Source organism: Stenotrophomonas sp. STEN029, assembly GCF_056760015.1.
In genome coordinates, this window is the sequence record NZ_JBRREC010000089.1 from 1 (window position 1) to 20,256 (window position 20,256).

The window sequence follows — 20,256 nt, forward strand, 5'->3', positions numbered from 1 at the left end:
GGGCCCATTGCCGAGCATGGATCGGCACTACAGGTCTGGTATTGCCGGTAGAGCCCCTGCCGAGCATGGCTCGGCACTACAGGTCTGGTATTGCCGGTAGAGCCCCTTGCCCAGCAAGGCTCGACACTACAGGTGTGGGAGCGCGTCGAGGTCACCCAGGGCGCGGATCAGACGCCTGGCACGTTTGTCGGGCTTGTGCTCCGGGGCCTGGTAGCCGGTGCGTTCGGCGGCGCGGCGAAGGTGCACTTCGTGTCGCGCCTGTTTCGAGGCCGCCGATTCTTCGTACATGGCCTGCGCTACCGGCGCCGAGCCGCGTTTGTCACTGAGTCCGCGTACCGCTATCTCGAAGATCTCATCGCCACGCTGCACCCGCAGCGCATCGCCCAGGCGGATGGCGCGGGACGATTTGGGGCGTTGCCCTTCCACATCCACCTTGCCGGTCTCCACCGCCTGCTTGGCCAGGCTGCGGGTCTTGAAGAAACGTGCGGCCCACAGCCACACATCAAGACGAATGCTTGCTACCGCTACGACTTCACCACTCATCGCGTTGCCATGACTCCCTTGTTGCCGCCCAAGCGGTGATACCTGCCACCGCCGCGCTCACCTGCAAGATGCTAGTGTGCCTGCCCCGATCCCGACAACGTTGTCCATGTCGAAACCCAAGCAAACCCGTTCGCTGACCGAAGGTCCAATCGGGACCAGCCTGCTGATGTTCGCGCTCCCCATCCTGGCTGGCAACATCGCCCAGTCGCTGAATGGCTCGGTCAATGCCATCTGGGTCGGCAAGTTCCTCGGCGAGGCAGCGCTGACCGCCACGGCCAACGCCAACAACATCATGTTCTTCCTGATCGGCTCGGTGTTCGGCATCGGCATGGCCGCGACCATCCTGATCGGCCAGTCCATCGGCGCCAAGGACCTGCCGCAGGCGCGGCGCGTGATGGGCACCAGTGCAACCTTCTTCATCAGCCTGTCTGCGCTGATCGCGGTGCTGGGTTGGTTCCTCTCGCACCGCCTGCTGCTGGCGATGGGCACACCGGCCGAATCGCTACCAATGGCCGACGCCTATCTGAAGGTGATCTTCCTGGCGATGCCGCTGCTGTATGCATTCGCCTTCATTACCGCTGCCCTGCGCGGCGCCGGCGATGCGCGCACGCCGTTCCGCTTCCTGCTGTTGGCGGTGTTGATGGATATCGCCTTCAACCCGTTGCTGATCTTCGGCGTGGGTCCGTTCCCGGAACTCGGCATTGCTGGCGCAGCGTGGGCCACCTTCTTCTCGCAGGGCCTGGCACTGGCCGGGCTGATGCTTTACCTGCGCAACAAGCGACACATGCTGTGGCTGGGACGCAAGGACATCGGCCTGTTGAAGATCGACACCGTCATCCTCAAGGCGCTGGTGGTCAAGGGCGTGCCGATGGGCCTGCAGATGATCCTGATCTCGCTGGCGATGATCATGATGATCAGCATGGTCAATGGCTACGGCGTGGAAACCGCCTCGGCCTATGGCGCGGCGATGCAGTTGTGGACCTATGTGCAGATGCCGGCCATGGCCATTGGCGCGGCCTGCTCGACGATGGCCGCGCAGAACGTGGGCGCCGGGCTCTGGCCACGCGTGGAAGCCACCGCGCGCACCGGCGTGCTGTTCAATTTCCTGCTGACCGGTGCCTTGATCGCGCCGATCATCCTGTTTGATCGCAGCACCCTGGCGTTGTTCCTGCCTGCCGCCAGCGAGGCGCTGGAGATCGGCCGCCACCTGAACCACATCGCGGTGTGGTCGTTCCTGTTCTTCGGGGTCAACTTCGTGCTGTCCGGCGTGGTTCGTTCCACCGGCGCGGTGCTGCCGCCGCTGTTGATCCTGGCAATCGGCATGTGGGGCATCCGCGTGCCGTTCGCACTCTGGCTGCAGCCACGTTTTGGTGCCGATGCGATCTGGTGGAGCTTCCCGGTCAGTGCGCTATGCTCGATGCTGATGATCATGGCCTATTACCGCTGGGGCAATTGGCGCAAGGCAACCATCCTGGACAAGCCAGCGCAGGCCACCCCGGCGGAAGTGCCGGCGACGCCGCCGTCACCGGTGGCGGATCCGGACGTGGAATTGGAGCGCTAGTCAGCATTGTGGGAGCTGTGGGAGCGGCGTCAGCCGCGAAGCTGGCATTGCTGGAAGGGCCTGAAAGCTCAACCCCTCCCCAACCCTCCCCTACGCCTTCGGCGCAAGGGAGGGGGCAGAAACACGGCTGATCAATAACTGCCGTCGAAGGCGAAGATCGGCTTGCGCTGCTGCCACAGGCCCTTGGTGAAATCCGGGAATTCCAGGGTCTGGAAGCTGTTGGCGATCGACTGCTCGGACAGCGGGGTGATCGCGCTCCAGGTCACGGCGTCGTAGATGTCGATCGGCATCGGAGCCTTGGCCTTCAATGCTTCCACGAAGGCGTGGATCACGAACCAGTCCATGCCACCGTGGCCGGCACTGGCAGCAGTATCGGCATGCTGCTTCCACAGCGGGTGCTCGTACTGGTCCTGGTAGGTCTTGAACTCTTCCCACTGGTGCGGCGGGCTGCGGCCTTCGATGTGGATGCCGTGGTTGACGTCCATCCACAGGCCCTTGGTGCCCTGCACACGGAAGCCCATCGAATACGGGCGCGGCAACGAGGTGTCGTGCTGCAGTAGGATGGTCTCGCCGTTCTCGCAGGCCAGCGTGGTGGTGACAATGTCGCCGAGCTTGAACTTGACCTTGGTGCTCGGGTGCGTAGTGCCACCGCTCTTGGCAACGGTGTACTCGTGCAACCCGCGCGCCTTGCTGGCAAAGGCATTGATATGGGTGAAACGGTTGCCGCGGTTGATGCCGGTATACATCGCGCAGGGGCCGATGCCGTGGCTGGGATACAGCTCGCCATTACGCTCGACCGAATGCTCGGTACGCCAACGCGCTTCCGACCAGCCCTTGGCACCGAACTCCACGCCGCTGTCATAGGGCTGCGACGGATCACCCGAGTTGAACTTCACTCCACGCAAGTCGTGCTGATATCCACCCTGCAGGTGCACCAATTCGCCGAACAGGCCCTGACGCACCATCTGCAGCGCGGCCATCACGTCACGGCGATAGCAAACATTCTCCAGCAGCATGTACGGCGTGCCGGTGCTGAGCTGGGCATTGAGCACATCCCAATGGTCCTGCAGGGTGATGCCAGCGACCACTTCGCAGCCCACCGCGACCTTGGCCTGCATCGCCGCGATCGCCATCGGTGCATGCAGCTCCCATGGGGTTGCGATGATCACGCCATCCAGGCCGCGCTGCTCCAGCAGGCGCTTCCACGCGTTCTGGTCGCGGTCGGCGCCATAGGCCTGCGGTGCCGGCTTGCCGGCCTTGGACACCATGTCCATGGCGCGGCCGAGCATGATCGGCTCGATGTCGCACAGGGCAACCACTTCGACGTCGTCGCGGCGTACCAGTTCCTTCAACAGTACCTGGCCACGCATGCCGGTGCCGATCACGCCCAGGCGCACCTTGCGACCACGTGCCCAGGCCGGCGTGTTCGGCAGCAGGCTGGTGGCGGCCAGGGCCGCGCTGGCCATGATGAATTCCCTACGCTTCATTGTGTTTCCTCTTTCAGGGGTCGTGCCGGTCATGGCAGGCGTGCCGCGACCGTGCTGACGGTGTCACTGTCTTCCCCCTCATGCAATGCATGAGGGGGAAGCGGTGCTGCGGTGATCAGAACTTGTAGGTCGCGGTCACGCTGTAGATGCGGCCGAAGTTGTTGGCGTAACCGGCAAAGTTCATCCAGTCGTTCGGGTCGTAGAACGGCAGGCGGTTGAACAGGTTCTTGACGGTCACACCAACGCTCAGCTTCTCGATCGGACGCCAGTTCACGCTCAGGTTGGCCGTCCACCATGCCGGTGCGCCACCGCAATGGCCCGGGGCCAGATCGAGGTAGCTACCGGTGCAGGTCTGGGCGTTGTTGTCCTGCGCATCGATGCGGTCATAGGCCCACTTGGTACCGCCGACATAGTTCACGTAGAAGCCGGTATCCCAGTTGCCATACGTCCAGTTGGTGTTGAACGTGGCGCGCACCTTCGGGTTGTTGTAGTAGCCAACCACGTTGCCGTAGTACCAGCCGTCACCGTTGTCGGAGTTGTACATGTTGCGGTTGGCAATCGTCGCGGCCACACCGATGTTCAGGCGGCCCCATTCACCCAGGTCGAAGCGGCTGCGCAGGTCCACGTCGAAGCCGTCGATCAGGGTGCGGCCACGGTTGCTGTACTGGCCGATCACGCTGGCCACGTTGCCGATGCTATAGCCCGGCAAGGTGCCCGGGCAGGTCACGCCACTGGCAGGGTCGCTGCACATGGCGGCCAGCGCAGCGAGGTTGGACCTGTCGGACTCGGTGATCGGGAAGCGGGTCATCGAATCGATGTCTTCTTCCTTGCTGTAGTCCGGTGCAACGATTTCATCGCGGCGGTACACGAACCAGTAGTCGGCCGACACCGACAGCCAATCGGTCGGCTCCAGCACGACACCCAGCGTCGCGATCTTTGCCTTCTCCGGCTTCAGGTCCTGGTTGGGCTGGGTCATGCGCGCCACGTTGCGGCTGCAATCGCTGTTCCACAGGCTGTTGCCCAGGTCCTTGTCGACGACGCGGTTGGACTGCCGCAGCAGGCCGGCGATCGCATTGGTTTCCGCACAACGGACCTCATCACGGTAGCCGCCGATCTGCGCATACACGCCACCGCTACCCGCTTCAGCCAGGCTCGGTGCGCGGAAGCCCTCCGAATAGGTACCACGCAGCATCAGCTGCGGCAGTGCCTGGTACTTCAGGCCGATCTTCGGCGCGGCATTGGCGCTGAAGCCCGGGTACTTGTCCAGGCGCAGTGCCAGGTCCATCTCGAGCTTTTCAGTCAGCGGCACCACGGCTTCGGAGAACAGCGCGTAGGTGTTGCGCTTGCCGTCGAACCACGAGCCGCCCTGCTGGGTGATCAGACCGTTGGCGGCATCCGGGTTGCCCGGCGTGTAGAAGGTCTCGCGGGTAGCATTGAAGCCGAACGCCGCGCGCACTTCGCCGGCCGGCATGTTGAACAGCGGGCCTTCGATCTTGCCGTCCAGGGTGTGCAGGCGGGTCCACGACTCGATGTCGAAGGTCGGGAAGGCTTCGCGGATCAGCGCCGCGTTGGCTTCACTGATCTCGCCGAACTTGTAGGCCGGGTGATCGGAAATGATGACGCGGCCGGTACCCGGATCGATGGTGTACGGACCGAAGGCTTTCTCGAAGCCCTTCAGGTTGACGTTGGTGGTCTGGTAGGTGACCGAGTGCGAACCTGCGGTGGCGAACGCGGTTTCCCAGTTCCAGTCGCCGGCAGCACCACGCAGACCTGCCACCACACGGTAGCTGTCGTCGGTATTGCGTTGGCCGAAGTGGCCACCGCCGACGTCCTGCAGCAGGTAACCCAAACCAACCACACCGCCATTCATCGCCTTCAACTCCGGGCTGGCGTGGTTGTATTCGTTGTTCGGGCCGAGCCACGGGGTCAGGAACTGGTTGACCGTATTGCCGGTGTTGCGCGAGAACCAGCTCTGCGGATTGCCGGTGGTGGTGCCGTAAGCACGCGGCGTACCGCCATTGGCGTGCAGATCGATGTCGGTATAGGTGACTTCGGCGAATGCCTCGGTGCTGTCATTGAGCTGGTAATGACCATTGACGTAGGCAGTGACGCGCTTGGAATCCGCGCCGCCGTTGATCTGCCGGTTCATCCAGGTCTGCCAGATGCAGCGCGTGCCACTGCTGACCTGCAGCACGTTGTTGCAGCCCGGTGCAGCCTCGTCCTTGCGCACGCCGGTGACCGGATCGATGGCGTAGTAATAGCCGGGGTTGAACACGCCCGGCGCACTGCCGGTGTCCAGCCGCAGGTTCTTGATGTAGTCCGGATTGTTGACGTAGAACTGGCCCGGGTGCTTGAGGTACCACTCGCTGTCCGGAATACCGTCGCGCTCATACAGGTTGACGCTGGCATAGACGTTGTAGCCATCCTCGGCCATGTCGCCGAAACCGCCGGTGACGCTGGCCTGCTTTTCACCGAAGGAATCAAAGCGCGAGGCGGTATCCCAGGTACCGCTGACTTCCAGGCCCTGGTAGCTGCTCTTGGTGATGACGTTGATGACGCCGGCCACCGCATCGGTGCCGTACACGGCCGAGGCGCCATCGGTCAGCACTTCCATGCGCTCGATGACGGCGGCAGGAATAGCATCGATGTTGACGAACTGGGTCTGGAAGCCAGCCGGTGCGCCGTAGTACGACAGGCGGCGGCCATTCAACAGCACCAGCGTGCCTTGAGCGCCTAGGCCGCGCAGGTTGGCCTGCGACGCGCCGTCGGAGCCGGTGAACAGGGACTTGGAATCAACCTGGCCCGGTCGTGCCGCTGGCAGATTGTCGAGCACCTGCAACAGCGTGCGCGCGCCCATGTTTTCGATGTCCTGCTTGCTGATCACCTGCACCGGCGATGCGGTTTCCACATCGGTGCGACGGATGTTGGAACCGGTGACCTCGATGCGGGACAACTCGGTGGTCTTGTCCTTTTCCTTTTCAGCCTTGTCCTGCGCGAAGGCAGGTGCGGCGATGGCGAACAGCACGCTGGCGACAGCCAACGATAGTGGAGCTTGCAAACAGCGTTTGGCACTGCGGTTGGCTGGCAACATCGGGGTTCTCTCCTGGCAAGGGCACGCAAAAAAACAGCAGTTGGCGGGCAAAGCGATCCCATGCCACGGTTCTTGGACCGTAGCCGGGGGTAATCCGGTGGGAGGAGCGGTGTTACGGGTGGGTCATGGCGCGAGGATGTCGGCGGAATCGCCCTCCTCGCCTATCAGTACGGCATTGGCCCAGTTGGCACAGACCTGGGACGGTTGGCTACCCTGCGCACCCAAGGTGCGCAGGCTCAATCTGGACAGACCGCGGATGTCGAGCTCGGGCTTGACCACACCCGGTGCTTTCACAAAGCCGCTGTCATAGAGCAGGCGGTCATCGCCCCAGACCTGGAACTGCAGGCCGCCGGCCTGACGGCATTGGTCGTCGACGCCGAGGTCGGCGCGCAGCGTTTTCCACTGCCCCTTCAGACTCATGTCGATGCGACTTTGCGCACCGACGCCGAGACCGCGGCGGAACTGCAGGCCGTTCATGCGCATCGGTACTGCCGCAGCGAACGAACGATCGGCATGCACCTGGGTGGCCAATCCGGCCGGCAGCGGCAGCTGGGAGAGGTATTGCTGCCGCGCCGGCCGCTCGGCCGTTTGCTGCTCGAGGATATGGAAGGTGGACAGTGCAATCGGGCCAACATCGCGCGGCTGCAGTGCATCCACCGCACGCGCGGTGCTGCCCTGCGCTGCGGTCACCATCGGATCGGCACCGCTTGCGCCGTCACCGTCGGGGTTCTGCACGCTGAGCACGCGGAAGCGCAGCAGGCGGCCGGCGTGGGCTGGGAAGTCGATGCGCTGCAGTTCCTGCTTCAGCTGCAGGTGACCGCTGGCAATGGGCTTGCCCCACTCACCATTGCTGTCGGCCATGTAGATTTCGTAGTCACGCACCTGGCCATGCTTCCAGTGCTGGTCATTGCGCGGTGCCAGTTCGATGCCGTCGATCAGCTTGCGTTCGCCAAAGCCCACCACCCACTCGTGGGCGCCGGTACGGATGGCCTGGTTGCGCACGCTGCGGAACCAGGTTGCCGGATCATCGTCGAGGGCATTTTCCAGCGGATGGCCGGGTTCTTCGGCCGGGCGGTTGACCACCAACAGGCTGTCGGACGGCAGCGCGCGGCCAAGCTCCGGTGCGTTCGGGAAAGCGTCGTCAGCCAGTGCGGCGGCGACCGGGAAATCCAGCTGCAGTTTCAACGGCGCACGGATGTCCTGGCTGGCGGTACGCACGTGCAGGGTGCCCTTGCGCTCCTTGCCATCGAAGTACCAGCCTTCACTGGCTGCCTGCAATGCAGCGGCATCAGCCAGCTTGGGCAGCGCGCGGCCATCCAGCTGCACGGCAGTCGGTGCGCTGCGATTCAACACGCGCAGGCCGTAACGGCGCTGCGCCAACTGACCTTGATACTCGCCCTGTACCGGCGCGATCTCCACCTGCACCGGGCCACTGCCCTGCGCCGGTGCCTGCACGCGGATCTGCTGCGTGCTCGACTCACCCTTCTGGTAACGGCGGGTACTGCCATCGTCTTCGTACAAGGTGTAGCTGGATTCACCCTGCGGATACAGATCGAAGGTCACCTCATCCAGCGGCTTCTCGCCGTCGAACAGCATCTCCGGATACATCGGCAGGATCGCTCCAGCGCGCACGAATACCGGCAGCGTCGCCAGTTCGACCGGGCGGTCGAGCTGCTTGCCTGCAGCACCGGCCTGCAGATGGCGGCCATCCCAATAGTCGTACCAGCCGCCAGCCGGCAGATGGATGTCACGGCGCCAGCCACGGCTTGCGGCCTGGCTGCGATACACCGGCGCGACCAGCAGATCGCGGCCGAGCAGGAACTGGTACTTGTAGGTTTCGTCCTGCGCGTGCGGGTCCTGCGGGTTGTCCCACATCAGCCCACGCACCGGCGGCGCGCCGCTCTGCGCGGCGTCATGCACCAGCCCGTACATATACGGGGTCAGGCGCATTTTCAGCTTGAGGTAGTCGCGGTTGATCGAACGATAGGGCTCATCGAAGGCCCAGGGGTGCTTGCGCGCGTTCGACGACCAGCCGGACATGCCCATCAGCACCGGAGTGAAGGTTTTCCACTGCAGGTCGCGGGTGAAGGTTTCGGCGCTGCCGCCGAAGATCGCATCGACATCACCGCTGGCATAGGCCATGCCCGACAGGCCCGAACCCACCAGGGTCGGCACGTGCCAGCGGATGTAGTCCCAGCTGCTGCTCTGGTCACCGGTCCATGCAACCGCATAGCGCTGGATGCCGGCCCAACCCATCACCGTCCACAGGAACGGACGCGAGTCGGAGTTGTCGAGGATGCCGTCGAAGGCCTGCCGGTTGGCATCCATCGCGAACTGATAGCCCTGCCCGGTCCAGGCCACGTCCAGCTTCTGCACGCGGCTGCCGGCCTTGCCGACTTCCCAGGCAATCTTGTCGACGCCGTTCTCGGTCCACAGGCCGGTCTTGAAGCCGTACTTGGCCAGGCCCTGCACTGTTTCCGGCAGCTGCTTGTAGCCGCAGCCGTAGCCGTCGTTGGGCAGGATCCAGCCGCCCGGCATGTCGTTTTCGCGGTACTTGGCGGCAACACTGTTGACCACGTCGATGGTGGTGCCGGTGGGGCCATCGCTCCAGCCTTCGGGCACGCTGCCGGGCTTCTTGATGTTGTCGCCGTCGTTGTAGCAATCGGCATCGCCGTAGGACAGCGCCCAGCGCGCGACCATGTTCGGCCGGCCGGTCAGCTGGGTGTAGCGTTCCAGCAGCCGCTGCAGATCATTGCCGACGAAGTAATAGGCATCGAAGCGGTCTTCGCGGTGCAGCAGCGTGGCCTGGTCCGGCTGGCGCAGGTCATAGCTGCCGTCGCTCCAGGTATTGCGCAACATGCCCCAGCCGCGTGAGCTGAGCAGCATTGGCGCCGGGCTCGGGCGGTCGCCCTCTTCCCAGCCACCGGAATAGGAAACCTCAAGTTCGCGGCCCTTGAACTGGAAACGGCCGTTCTGCTGGCCGCCACCGTAGAAGGCTTCATCGGCCTGCGAGGACAGCACCTGCACGCTCTGCTCGGCGCTCAGATCCAGCGGCTGCTGTTCCTGCCATAGCGACACCGGCTTGCCGCCGTCCAGACGCTCCAGGCGCAGCTGCAGGGGCTGCCGCTGCACATGCAGGACCAGCGCCGGGGTACGCACGCGGATTTCCTGCGCGTCTTCTTCCAGTTGCGCCTGCACCTGCTGCACGGGCTGCGGCAGCACGATGGGCGCGGCCTTGTCGCCGGCACCGGTCAGTTTGCCGTTGCGGCCGGCCTGCACATGCACGATGTCGTTGGCCAGCACCTCGATGCGCAGGGTGCTGCCGTTGTCACTGCGTACGTCCCAGGCACGCACGCCGTCGCGGCCATCGCTGGCGGTGACGGAGCGCAGATTGCCGATGGGCTCGGCCTGTGCGGTCACTGCCGGCAACAACAAGGCCGAAAGCAGCGCCAGCAGCAGCGGCGATTGACGAACGCAGTGTTCCACCTTGCCTCCAACCCGTTCAACGGGCGTTTCGAAACCGAGTGCGCCGACTCTAGGGCAGGAAATCGAAAGATGTCAACAAAATGAAAGCAAAAGATAAGTAAGATTTCTTGCAATCGAAAGATGGTGCACAGCACCAACTTTCACATCGCGCAGCTGAGCGTATTCACTGCTGTGAAAGGGTTCCCCGGGAAACCTTTCGCTTCGGACGATTCTCAAGCAAGCAAAGTCGAATCAAACAATTTCTTTCGTTTTGCTTTCGGTATTTGACATTTCGAAAGAAAAGAAAGATGGTGCGCTGGCCAATCAGGAATCACACATGGATGCCACCCTGCTTCACGATCTGACCGCCTGGCAGCGCCTGGGCGGAGCCGATACCGCTACCGAAATCGCCCAGCAGCCTGCGCTATGGGAAACCCTTGCCCTGGACCTGCAACAGGCCAGCACGCGCCTGCAGGACTTCCTCGGGCAGCGCCTGTCCGATCCGCGCCAGCGGGTGATCTTCACCGGTGCCGGCAGCTCGGGTTTCATCGCCGAGATGGTGGCCGACACCATCAACGCGCAGTGGCCGGCCGAAGTACGTGCCGTGCACACCACCAGCCTGCTCACCCACCCGGCGCTGTACCTGCAGCGCGACCGCCCGACCCTGCTGGTGTCATTCGGCCGCAGCGGCTCCAGCCCGGAAAGCGTGGCCGCCGTCGACCGCGTCCGCGCCGACGTCGACGATTCCCGCTTCCTCGACATCACCTGCAATGCCGACGGCGAACTGGCCCGTCGTGGCGCCGGCCGCGAGGACACCTGCACGCTGCTGATGCCGGCCGCCAGCTGCGACCGCGCCTTCGCCATGACCAGCAGCCTGAGCTGCATGCTGCTGACCGCACTGACCGTATTCGACAGCGCGCCGTGGGCCGAGCGCGTACAGCGCATCCAGCAGGTTGCCGCACTCGCGCGCCAGGGCTTGGCCAACTGGGATGCAGCAGTCGCCACACTGGCTGCGCAGCCGTACAACCGGGTGATCTACCTTGCCAGTGGTCCGCTGGAAGCGCTGGCCCGTGAGGCAGCGCTGAAGGTATTGGAGCTCACCGCCGGCCGCGTGCTGGCACTGGCCAACACCCCGCTGGGTTTCCGCCACGGTCCCAAGTCCACGCTCAATGATGAAACCTTGGTCGTCGTGCTGCGCAGCGCCGAACCGCTGTCGCGTCGCTACGAACAGGATCTGCTGGAAGAACTGCGCGGTGATGGCGTTGCCGGCAAGGTATTGTCGATCGGCCCGCATTCGGACCTTGGCATCCACGACGACTACACCTTGTCCGTGCCCGCCCTGCCTGACAGCTGGCTGGCGCCGGTATGGCTGCCGTTCGCCCAGTTGTACGCACTGCAGCGCTCGGCCGCACTCGGCCTGACGCCCGACAATCCGTTCCCGGACGGCACCGTCAACCGCGTGGTCAAGGGCGTCACCATCCACCATGGCTGATACCCGCGCCCCGGCCTGTTACGGCATCGACATTGGCGGTACCAAGATTGAACTGGTGGCCTGCGATGCCGCCCTGCAGGTCGCGTGGCGCAAACGCATCGCCACCCCACAAGGCGACTACAACGGCTTCCTGCAGGCAGTGGAAACGCTGGTTGCAGATGCCGATGCAGAACTCGGCCAACGCGCGCAGGCCATCGGCATCGCCTTGCCCGGCGTGCGCGAGCGTCGCAGTGGCCGCCAGCTCAGTGCCAACGTACCGGCGCTGACCGGCCAATGCGTCAGCATCGATCTGCAGGCACGCCTGCAACGGCCACTGCATTTCGGCAACGACCTGCAGTGTTTTGCCTTGTCCGAAGCACACGGCGGCGCTGCTGACGGTTACGCCAGCATGTTCGGCGCCATCCTCGGCACCGGTGCCGGCGGCGGTTACTGCCTGCACGGCAAGCTGGTCGGCGGCTTCAACGGTCTGGCCGGCGAATGGGGCCACTGGAGCGTGCCAGCCAATCTGCTGCAACGGCATGGCTTGCCGCTGCTGGAGTGTGGCTGCGGCCTGCGCGGCTGCGTGGAGCGCTATGTCTCCGGCAGCGGCGTGGCCATGATTGAACGCCATCTTGGCGGCAATGCGGCCAACGCCAGCGAAGTCATCGCCCAGGCCGAAGCTGGCGATATCCGCGCCATGCAGGCGCTGGACATCCACCGCGACCTGCTCGGCCACAGTTTCGCCGCGCTGATCCTTGCGCTGGACCCGCACGTCATCGTGCTCGGCGGCGGTCTGTCGCAGTACGCGCCGCTCTACCAGCAGCTGCCCGCGGCCATCGCCGCACACCTGTTCAACGGCGTGGAAGTGCCGCCCATCGTGCCACCGCGCTTCGGCGATGCCGGCGGTGCCCGTGGCGCCGCCCTGCTCGCCTGCCAACCCGCTTACCTGATTCCCGGAGCTTGACCATGTCACCGCTGCAATCCCTGCTTGCCTCTCATCGCCAAGGCCACAACGTCGGCCTGTACAGCGTCTGCTGCAGCAACGAACAGGTGTTGCGCGCGGCCATGCACGTGGCCGCGCAGCACGGCACCGTGCTGTTGATCGAAGCCACCTCCAACCAGGTCGACCAGTTCGGCGGTTACACCGGCATGACCCCGCCGCAGTACCGCGCCTACGTGGAAGCACTGGCCGATGAAGAAGGATTCCCGCGGGCGCAACTGATTCTGGGCGGCGATCACCTCGGTCCCAACGTCTGGCAGAAGCAGCCGGCCGCCGAGGCGATGGCCAATGCGCGCGTACTGATCGAAGCCTATGTCGCCGCCGGTTTCCACAAGATCCATCTCGACTGCAGCATGTCCTGCGCCGACGATCCGACCCCGTTACCCGATGCTACCGTCGCCGCGCGTTCGGCCGAGCTGGCAGCGATTGCCGAAGCCACCGCCAAGGCCAATGACCTGCCGCCGCCGGTCTATGTGATCGGTACCGAAGTGCCGATCCCCGGTGGCGAAGCCTCGCTGGCAGGCGGCCTGGCCGTGACCACGCCGGCCGCTGCCGCGCAGACCTTGGCCATCCATCAGTGTGCCTTCGACACACCGGAACTGCACGATGCCTGGCAGCGCGTGATTGCCATGGTGGTGCAGCCGGGCGTGGACTTCGACCACAGCAGCGTGCACGAATACGACGCCGCCGCTGCCAGCGAGCTGGCCGATTTCCTCGAACAGCAGCCGCGCATCGTGTTCGAAGCGCACTCCACTGACTACCAGCGTGAGTCCGGCCTGCATGCGCTGGTGCGCGATCACTTCGCCATCCTCAAGGTCGGCCCGGCCGCGACCTTCGCCTACCGCGAAGCCTTGTTCGCACTCGCCGCGATCGAAGCCGAACTGCTGCCTGCCGCACAGTGCTCGAAGCTGCCGCAGGTGCTGGAGCAGGTGATGCTGGCCAAGCCCAAGAACTGGCAGGCGCACTACCACGGCGACGAAGCCACGCTGCGCCTGCTGCGCTCCTACGCCTTCAGCGACCGTTGCCGCTATTACTGGGGCGAACCGGAGCTGCTGCAGGCGGTGCAGACCTTGTTCGCCAACCTGGAACAGCACACCCCGCCGCTGGTGCTGCTCAGCCAATACCTGCCCGGCCAGTACGTGGCCGTGCGCGAGGGCCAGCTGGCCGCAACTCCCGCCGCCCTGGTGCAGCATCGCGTCGGCCAGTGTCTGGGCGAATACGCGCGCGCCTGCAGCGCCAATCAGGCAGGTACGCGCAAGCAAAGCGAAAGTTTGCGCACCCAAAACATTGCGAACGGTTAATCTCCGCTTTCAAACGCACACGAGAGCTGACCATGCGCAATACCCGTCCCCGCCGACAGCAGATCCTGCAACGCCTGATCGACCAGGGCTCGGTGCAGGTTGCCGAACTGGTTGACCAGTTCGGCGTGTCGGCGGTGACCATCCGTACCGACCTGGGCCACTTCGAGGCCCAGGGCCTGGCCACGCGCACCCACGGTGGCGCGACGTTGGTGCGCATGCCACCGCAGGAACAGGACATCCACGAGAAAGATGCGCTGAACCTGTCACTGAAGGAATCCATCGGCATGCGCGCCGCGCAGCTGGTGCAACCCGGCGACAACATCATCATCGACTCCGGCTCCACCACCATGACCCTGGCCCGGCATCTGCGCGATCACCGCGATGTCACGGTGATGACCAACGGCTTGAACATCGCCTGGGAGCTGGCCAATGCACCGGCGGTCAATGTGCTGCTGACCGGCGGCCTGCTGCGCAAGCAGTCGCTGTCGCTGCAGGGCAGCCAGGCCGAGGCCAGCCTCACCTCCTACAGCTTCGACACCTTGTTCCTTGGCGTGGACGGTCTGGACCTGCAGTTCGGCCTGACCACCCACGACGAAGCGGAAGCCCGCCTCAATCACCGCATGGTCGAACGCGCACGGCGCATCGTGGTGCTGACCGACGCTTCGAAATTCGGCCGCGTCAGCCTGCACCGCATCGCCCGCCTCGACCAGATCCACGCCATCATCACCGATACCGGCATCGACGATGCCACCCGCGAGGGACTGCAGCGCCAGGGCATCGAAGTGATCACCGCCGAGCCACCGCTATGACCGCTACCCGCAGCCTGTACGGCCGCATCCTCACTCCCTTGGGCTGGCGCCGCGGCCACGTCCACTTCGACCAGCAGCTGCGCAGGCTGGAGGTGGAAGACCATGCGGGTGATGGCGGCGATCTGCCGATCATCCTGCCCGGCTTCATCGACCTGCATGTGCATGGCGCAGCGGGCGTGGACCTGATGCAGGGCGGCGATGTCGCCCGCCGCATCGCCCACACCCATGCCCGCTACGGCACCACCACCCTGCTCGGCACCACCATGACCGCCGAGTACGGCGAGATCGAGAACGCATTGCGCGGTGTGGCGCAGGTGATGGCGACGCCGGATGCGGATGCCGCGCAGATCATCGGCGTGCATCTGGAAGGCCCTTTCATCAGCCCGCAGCGTTTGGGCGCACAGCCGCCACGCACGCTGGAAGCAACGCTGGAGTCGGTGCAGCACCTGCATGCCCTGGCCCCGATCAAGGTGCTGACGATCGCGCCGGAAATCGGCCAGCACACCGCCTTGATTCCAGCGCTGGCAGCGATGGGCATCCGCGTGCAGATCGGCCATAGCGCCGGCACGTACGACGATGCGGTTGCCGCATTGCAGGCGGGCGCGATCGGCTTTACCCATCTGTTCAACGGCATGACCGGCGTTGACCACTACAAGCCCGGTATCGCTGCCGCCGCCTTGGCGCATGCCGAATACGCCGAACTGATTCCCGACCTGCAGCACGTGCATCGCGGTGCCATCCGCATGGCGGTACGCGCGATCCCGCGCCTGTATGCCGTCACCGATGCCACCGCCGCCACCGGCATGCCCGATGGCGAATACGCGCTGGGCGAGCAGCGCGTGCACAAGTGCATGGGCTGCGTGCGGCTTTCAACCGGTTCGCTGGCCGGCAGCGCACTGACCATGGACCAGGCGTTGCGCAATCTGGTCGATGTCGGCCTCGAACTCGCCGACGCCTCGCAACGTGTTTCCACCATCCAGGCCGATTACCTGGGCCTGGAAGACCGCGGCCGCATCGCGCCGGGCCTGCGCGCGGACATGGTGGTGCTGGACCCGCAATTGAAGTTGCAACAGGTATGGATAGCCGGCAACCCGATCGACCCAAGCTGATCCGCTCCACGTAGTGCCGAGCCATGCTCGGCAAACCGCGCGGATGCGCGGCGCGATCCGGCAGCGCATACGCCGGAACGAAGTGCAGCCGAGCTTGGCTCGGCACTACAAAATCTTGCCCCAGGAACGCGCCGATGACCGACACCACTTTTGCCGTGCCCGCCAGCGACGCCGCGCCGCGTTGGCCCGTGCGCTATCTCCTTTTCATCGCCGGTCTTGGTGGCCTGCTGTACGGCATCGACATCGGCATCATTGCCGGCGCCCTGCCCTATCTGGAAGCCACCGCCAGCCATGCCTGGCAGCTCAGCAGCCAGCAGATGGGCTTCGTGGTTGCGGCCGTCTTGTTGGGCAGCGTGTTGTCGTCGCTGTTCGCCGGCATGATTGCCGACCTGATCGGCCGCCGTGGCGCGATGATGCTCGCTGGTGTGCTGTTCACCGCCAGCATCCCGATCATGGCGTTGGCCTCCGGCTATACGCCGCTGCTGCTTGGACGCCTGTTGCAAGGCATCAGCGGTGGCTTGATCGGCGTGGTGGTGCCTTTGTATCTGGCCGAAGTGCTGGGACCCGAACGGCGCGGTCGCGGCGCAGCGATGTTCCAGCTGCTGTTGACTGTTGGGCTGGTGCTGGCCGCCTTGATTGGCCTGTACCAGGCGCATTCGGTGGATGCAGCAACCGAGTCGGTGCGCAACCTGCCCCTGGTGCAGCAGGCACAGCATCTGTTCGCGGTGAAGGACCAGGCCTGGCGCACGATTTTCTGGACCTGCCTGCTGCCGGGCGTGGTGTTCTGCATCGGCCTGTTCTGGCTAAATGAATCACCGCGTTGGCTGGCACGTCGCGGTCGCATCGATGCCGCACGTCGCGGCCTGCAGGCCACGCTGCCGCCGTCACAGGTGGAAGCCACGCTGGCGCAGATCCAGAATCCAGTCATCGCGAAAGCCGAAGGCGAGCGCGACCGGCTTTTCAGCCGCCGCTACATGGTGCCGTTCGTGCTGGCCTGCCTGGTGCTGGCCTTCACCCAGGCCACCGGCATCAACTCGATCCTCGCTTACGCGGTCAACATCCTCAATCAGGCTGGTCTGCCCGGTGCCGCTGCGAACGGCGCGGATGTAGCGATCAAACTGCTCAACGTGATCATGACGCTGGTCGCCTTGCTCCTGGTGGATCGCAAGGGCCGCAAGTTCCTGTTGATGATCGGCAGTGGCGGCATCTGTCTTGCCCTGCTGGCGGCAGCGATGCTTTTCTTCAAGGCCGAGCAGGGCCGCGCCGATGTGCAGCAGGTATTGCAGCGCGCGGTGCAGGCAGATGGCCTGCAGCTGCAGCTGGATGCGGCGCAATGGCATCAGCTGGCCGGTACCCGCAATCGCGACGGGCAACCGTCGCAGCTGACGGTGTCGTGGAGCTATGGCGGCTTCAGCGATGTGCGCTCACTGCGCAGTGACAACCCCAGCGATCAGCAGCTGTTGATCGAGCGCTCCAGCACCGTGCATGCCGACAGCGTGATTGGCCGTTTCTTCCGCAGCCTGCACCTGAATCCGTTCCCGGACCCGAGCGCCGCTGCCAATGCGCCGTTGCGCATCGAACAGGCATGGATCGGCGCGGTGCCGCCGGCTTCGCATGGTTGGGCGGTGGCGGCCTGCATCCTGGTATTCGTTGCGTTCTTCGCGGTCGGCCCCGGCGTGTGCGTGTGGCTGGCCTTGTCGGAGTTGATGCCAAACCGCATCCGCTCGAACGGCATGAGCATCGCGCTGCTGATCAACCAGTTCGTGTCGACCACGATCGCGGCGGTGTTCCTGCCGACGGTGGGCCATTACGGCTACGCGAGCATGTTCCTGTTCTGGGCGACATGCACGTTTGCCTTCTTCCTGATCGCCGCGTTCTGGCTGCCGGAAACCAAGGGCAAGACGCTGGAGCAGATCGAGGCGCATTTCCGCTGAGTGGCGGTTGAGCTACACGCCAAAGCAGGAATCAAAAGCCCCCTCATCCGCCCTCCGGGCACCTTCTCCCGCAGGCGGGAGAAGGGAAAGCAGACATCACTGGGAACTGACGCATTGCTCGCGCTCAGGCATGGCTATGCGCGGCCAACCACCAGAACCGACGAAGCCCAGCCTTCCCTTCTCCCGCTTGGGGGGTTAAGAACAGGCGTTCACGAGCCAAAGGCTCGTGACTGTTCGTACGCCCTGCGTGCTACGCAGGGCCGGGGCGCGGAGCGAGGTGCCCGTAGGGCGAATGAGGGGGCTTCTACGCTTCTGAGCCTCAAAGCCTTAAAGCCTTAAAGCCTTAAAGCCTTAAAGCCTTAAAGCCTTAAAGCCTTAAAGCCTTAAAGCCTTAAAGCTTGAGAACCTAAAAGCTTGAGAACCCCAAAGCATCCCCAGCTTTCAACCTCCACCCAGCCCCACAAACGCAAACGGCCACCCGAAGGTGGCCGTTGCTGCAAACAGGCTTGGCCTGTTGGCGGGATTACTCGGCGGAAGCCTTGGCAGCCAGGCGAGCAGCCTTGGCCTGCTGGGCAGCAGCCAGATCTTCCTTGATGCGGGCAGCCTTGCCTTCCAGGCCACGCAGGTAGTACAGCTTACCGGCGCGAACCTTACCGCGACGCTTCACTTCGACCGAGTCGATGATGGCGCTGTGGGTCTGGAAGACGCGCTCGACGCCGTAGCCGTGCGAGATCTTGCGCACGGTGAAAGCGGAGTTCAGGCCAGCATTCTTGGTGCCGATGACGACGCCTTCGTATGCCTGCACGCGCTCACGGTTGCCTTCCTTGACCTTCACGTTCACCACGACGGTGTCGCCCTGGCTGAACTTCGGCAGTTCGCGGGTGATCTGGGCGGATTCGAATTCCGCGACGATGGACTTGTTCAGCTTGCTCATTGGGTTACACCGATTGTTCGGGGTGGGCGTGTCGGTATCGACAGCTTAGGCTCATACAGTCGCCGGATTGCGCTGCACGTTATTGTTCTGGCTCCTCGTCAAGCCATTCAGCCGACGGGAACTCGTAATTCTAACTTACTGTTCGCCCTCGGCGCCAGTAGCTTGTTTGAACGAATCTGCAAGCGCCTGCCGGGCTTCGGCCAGCAGCTTGCGGTCGGCCTTGTTCAGGCCGGCCTCGTCCAGCAGGTCCGGGCGACGCAACGCGGTGCGCAGCAAGGATTGCTGACGACGCCAGGCGGCAATGGCGGCGTGGTTGCCGGAACGCAGCACGTCCGGCACATCCCCCAGCGCGTGGCTGGCCGGATGGCTGTAGTGCGGGCAGTCCAGCAGGCCATCGCCTTCAAAACTGTCCTGAACCGCCGATTCGGCGTCGTTCAGAGCACCGTCCTGCAGGCGGGTGACCGCGTCGATGATCACCGCCGCACCCAGCTCACCGCCGGACAGCACGTAATCGCCGATGGAGATCTCCTCGTCCACCTCGCCCGCCAGGAAACGCTCGTCCACGCCCTCGTAGCGACCACAGAGCAGGATCATCCGCGGCAAGGCCGCGAGCTCGCGCACCTTGGCCTGGTCCAGCGGCCTGCCCTGCGGACTCAGGTAGATCACCGGTGCCGGCGTCGGATCGGCCGCACGCGCTGCCGCCAGGGCGGCACGCAGGGGCTCGATCAGCATCACCATGCCCGGGCCGCCACCGAAGGGACGGTCGTCCACCCGGCGGTAATTGCCCTCGGCATAGTCGCGCGGGTTCCAGCCATGCAGCTCCAGCAGGCCCCGCTCCTGCGCACGACCGACCACGCCCAGCGCGGCCGATTGGGCAAGGAATTCAGGGAACAGGCTGATGACGTCTACACGCACAGGCTTTAGAACTCCGGGTCCCAGTCGACCACGATCAGGTTGGCGTCGAAATCCACGGATTTGACGAAGTCGCCCATCACGAACGGAATCATCCGCTCACGGTCGCCACGGGTAACCAACACGTCGTTGGAGCCGGTACTGAACAGATGCGAGGCAATACCCAGCTTGACGCCTTCGACGGTCTGCACGTCCAGGCCTTCCAGGTCGACCCAGTAATACTCGTCCGCGCTCGGCGGCGGCAAGGCGCTGCGGGCAACGTAGATCTCGGTCCCGCGCATGGCCTCAGCCACGTCGCGGTCGGTCACACCCGGGAAGTTCGCCACCAGGGTCTTGCCCGAATCACGGCCACGCACACCGGTCAGCTCGGATTCCTGCCCCGCAGGGGTACGCAGGATCCAGGGCTGGTATTTGAAAATGGCGGAACGCGGCTCGGTCCAGGACTCAAGCTTCAGTTCGCCGCGCACACCAAAAACGCCGGCAACCCTGCCCAGCAGGATCCGGCGCTCGATATCTTTCTTCATATAGCAGTCGGGGGGGGGGGGGGGGGGGGGGGGGCGGCGGGCGGGGGCGCGGCGGCGGGCGGGGGGGGGGGGGGGTGTAGGGGTGTGGGGGGGGGGTGGGGGTGTGGGGGGGGGG

14 protein-coding genes are annotated in these 20,256 nt (G+C 64.6%); 7 read left to right on the forward strand and 7 right to left on the reverse strand.

Going from position 1 to position 20,256, the window contains the following annotated elements; all coding sequences use genetic code 11:
• Positions 1-126: 126 nt before the first annotated feature.
• Entirely contained in the window at positions 127-543 is a 417-nt protein-coding gene (locus ACVOLI_RS16825) for an RNA-binding S4 domain-containing protein (RefSeq protein ID WP_481615292.1), read from the reverse strand.
• A 106-nt stretch (positions 544-649) separates the two neighbouring features.
• Here ACVOLI_RS16825 and ACVOLI_RS16830 point away from each other — a divergent pair, with 106 nt between their 5' ends.
• On the forward strand, positions 650-2,104 hold the full coding sequence (locus tag ACVOLI_RS16830) for an MATE family efflux transporter (protein WP_296252250.1): 1,455 nt from the start codon (positions 650-652) through the stop codon (positions 2,102-2,104).
• A 131-nt stretch (positions 2,105-2,235) separates the two neighbouring features.
• On the opposite strand, the gene ACVOLI_RS16835 is transcribed toward ACVOLI_RS16830, so the two are convergent.
• From ACVOLI_RS16835 to ACVOLI_RS16845, 3 genes are all read right to left on the reverse strand, one after another.
• Positions 2,236-3,591: a Gfo/Idh/MocA family protein gene (locus ACVOLI_RS16835; protein WP_481615293.1), complete on the reverse strand. Its 1,356-nt coding sequence runs from the start codon at positions 3,589-3,591 to the stop codon at positions 2,236-2,238.
• A gap of 115 nt (positions 3,592-3,706) precedes the next feature.
• Positions 3,707-6,682: a TonB-dependent receptor plug domain-containing protein gene (locus ACVOLI_RS16840; RefSeq protein ID WP_481615294.1), complete on the reverse strand. Its 2,976-nt coding sequence runs from the start codon at positions 6,680-6,682 to the stop codon at positions 3,707-3,709.
• A 123-nt stretch (positions 6,683-6,805) separates the two neighbouring features.
• Positions 6,806-10,168 (reverse strand): TIM-barrel domain-containing protein, encoded by a 3,363-nt coding sequence (locus ACVOLI_RS16845; protein WP_481615295.1) that lies wholly within the window; start codon positions 10,166-10,168, stop codon positions 6,806-6,808.
• Positions 10,169-10,484: 316 nt separating this feature from the next.
• Here ACVOLI_RS16845 and ACVOLI_RS16850 point away from each other — a divergent pair, with 316 nt between their 5' ends.
• From ACVOLI_RS16850 to ACVOLI_RS16875, 6 genes are all read left to right on the forward strand, one after another.
• Positions 10,485-11,639, forward strand: a complete 1,155-nt coding sequence (locus ACVOLI_RS16850; RefSeq protein WP_481615296.1) for an SIS domain-containing protein — start codon at positions 10,485-10,487, stop codon at positions 11,637-11,639.
• Entirely contained in the window at positions 11,632-12,582 is a 951-nt protein-coding gene (locus ACVOLI_RS16855; protein WP_481615297.1) for an ROK family protein, read from the forward strand. The genes ACVOLI_RS16850 and ACVOLI_RS16855 overlap by 8 nt, the downstream gene beginning before the upstream one ends.
• A gap of 2 nt (positions 12,583-12,584) precedes the next feature.
• Entirely contained in the window at positions 12,585-13,919 is a 1,335-nt protein-coding gene (locus ACVOLI_RS16860) for a D-tagatose-bisphosphate aldolase, class II, non-catalytic subunit (protein ID WP_481615298.1), read from the forward strand.
• Positions 13,920-13,945: 26 nt separating this feature from the next.
• Positions 13,946-14,728: a DeoR family transcriptional regulator gene (locus tag ACVOLI_RS16865; protein ID WP_282270845.1), complete on the forward strand. Its 783-nt coding sequence runs from the start codon at positions 13,946-13,948 to the stop codon at positions 14,726-14,728.
• The gene (gene nagA / locus ACVOLI_RS16870; protein ID WP_481615299.1) at positions 14,725-15,837 is read left to right on the forward strand and encodes an N-acetylglucosamine-6-phosphate deacetylase; all 1,113 of its coding nucleotides are present in this window, start codon (positions 14,725-14,727) and stop codon (positions 15,835-15,837) included. Before ACVOLI_RS16865 ends, nagA begins: the two co-directional genes overlap by 4 nt.
• Before the next feature lie 134 nt (positions 15,838-15,971).
• Positions 15,972-17,771, forward strand: coding sequence for an MFS transporter (locus tag ACVOLI_RS16875; protein WP_481615300.1), 1,800 nt, complete (start codon positions 15,972-15,974; stop codon positions 17,769-17,771).
• Between the two features lie 523 nt (positions 17,772-18,294).
• Here the strand turns inward: ACVOLI_RS16875 and rplS are convergent.
• The 3 genes from rplS to rimM all read right to left on the reverse strand — a co-directional run bounded on the left by rplS (position 18,295) and on the right by rimM (position 20,141).
• Complete coding sequence (gene rplS / locus ACVOLI_RS16880; protein WP_057626601.1) at positions 18,295-18,705, reverse strand: 50S ribosomal protein L19; 411 nt, start codon at positions 18,703-18,705, stop codon at positions 18,295-18,297.
• A 135-nt stretch (positions 18,706-18,840) separates the two neighbouring features.
• Entirely contained in the window at positions 18,841-19,620 is a 780-nt protein-coding gene (gene trmD, locus ACVOLI_RS16885) for a tRNA (guanosine(37)-N1)-methyltransferase TrmD (RefSeq protein ID WP_481615301.1), read from the reverse strand.
• Between the two features lie 5 nt (positions 19,621-19,625).
• Positions 19,626-20,141, reverse strand: a complete 516-nt coding sequence (gene rimM / locus ACVOLI_RS16890) for a ribosome maturation factor RimM (RefSeq protein ID WP_481615302.1) — start codon at positions 20,139-20,141, stop codon at positions 19,626-19,628.
• Between the last annotated feature and the right edge of the window lie 115 nt (positions 20,142-20,256).

Excerpts from the sequence above, each read along its gene's own strand:
- ACVOLI_RS16825 (WP_481615292.1), bottom strand. The coding sequence starts at position 543 with ATGAGTGGTGAAGTCGTAGCGGTAGCAAGCATTCGTCTTGATGTGTGG.
- ACVOLI_RS16830 (WP_296252250.1), top strand. The coding sequence starts at position 650 with ATGTCGAAACCCAAGCAAACCCGTTCGCTGACCGAAGGTCCAATCGGG.
- ACVOLI_RS16835 (WP_481615293.1), bottom strand. The coding sequence starts at position 3,591 with ATGAAGCGTAGGGAATTCATCATGGCCAGCGCGGCCCTGGCCGCCACC.
- ACVOLI_RS16840 (WP_481615294.1), bottom strand. The coding sequence starts at position 6,682 with ATGTTGCCAGCCAACCGCAGTGCCAAACGCTGTTTGCAAGCTCCACTA.
- ACVOLI_RS16850 (WP_481615296.1), top strand. The coding sequence starts at position 10,485 with ATGGATGCCACCCTGCTTCACGATCTGACCGCCTGGCAGCGCCTGGGC.
- ACVOLI_RS16855 (WP_481615297.1), top strand. The coding sequence starts at position 11,632 with ATGGCTGATACCCGCGCCCCGGCCTGTTACGGCATCGACATTGGCGGT.
- ACVOLI_RS16860 (WP_481615298.1), top strand. The coding sequence starts at position 12,585 with ATGTCACCGCTGCAATCCCTGCTTGCCTCTCATCGCCAAGGCCACAAC.
- nagA (WP_481615299.1), top strand. The coding sequence starts at position 14,725 with ATGACCGCTACCCGCAGCCTGTACGGCCGCATCCTCACTCCCTTGGGC.
- ACVOLI_RS16875 (WP_481615300.1), top strand. The coding sequence starts at position 15,972 with ATGACCGACACCACTTTTGCCGTGCCCGCCAGCGACGCCGCGCCGCGT.
- rplS (WP_057626601.1), bottom strand. The coding sequence starts at position 18,705 with ATGAGCAAGCTGAACAAGTCCATCGTCGCGGAATTCGAATCCGCCCAG.
- rimM (WP_481615302.1), bottom strand. The coding sequence starts at position 20,141 with ATGAAGAAAGATATCGAGCGCCGGATCCTGCTGGGCAGGGTTGCCGGC.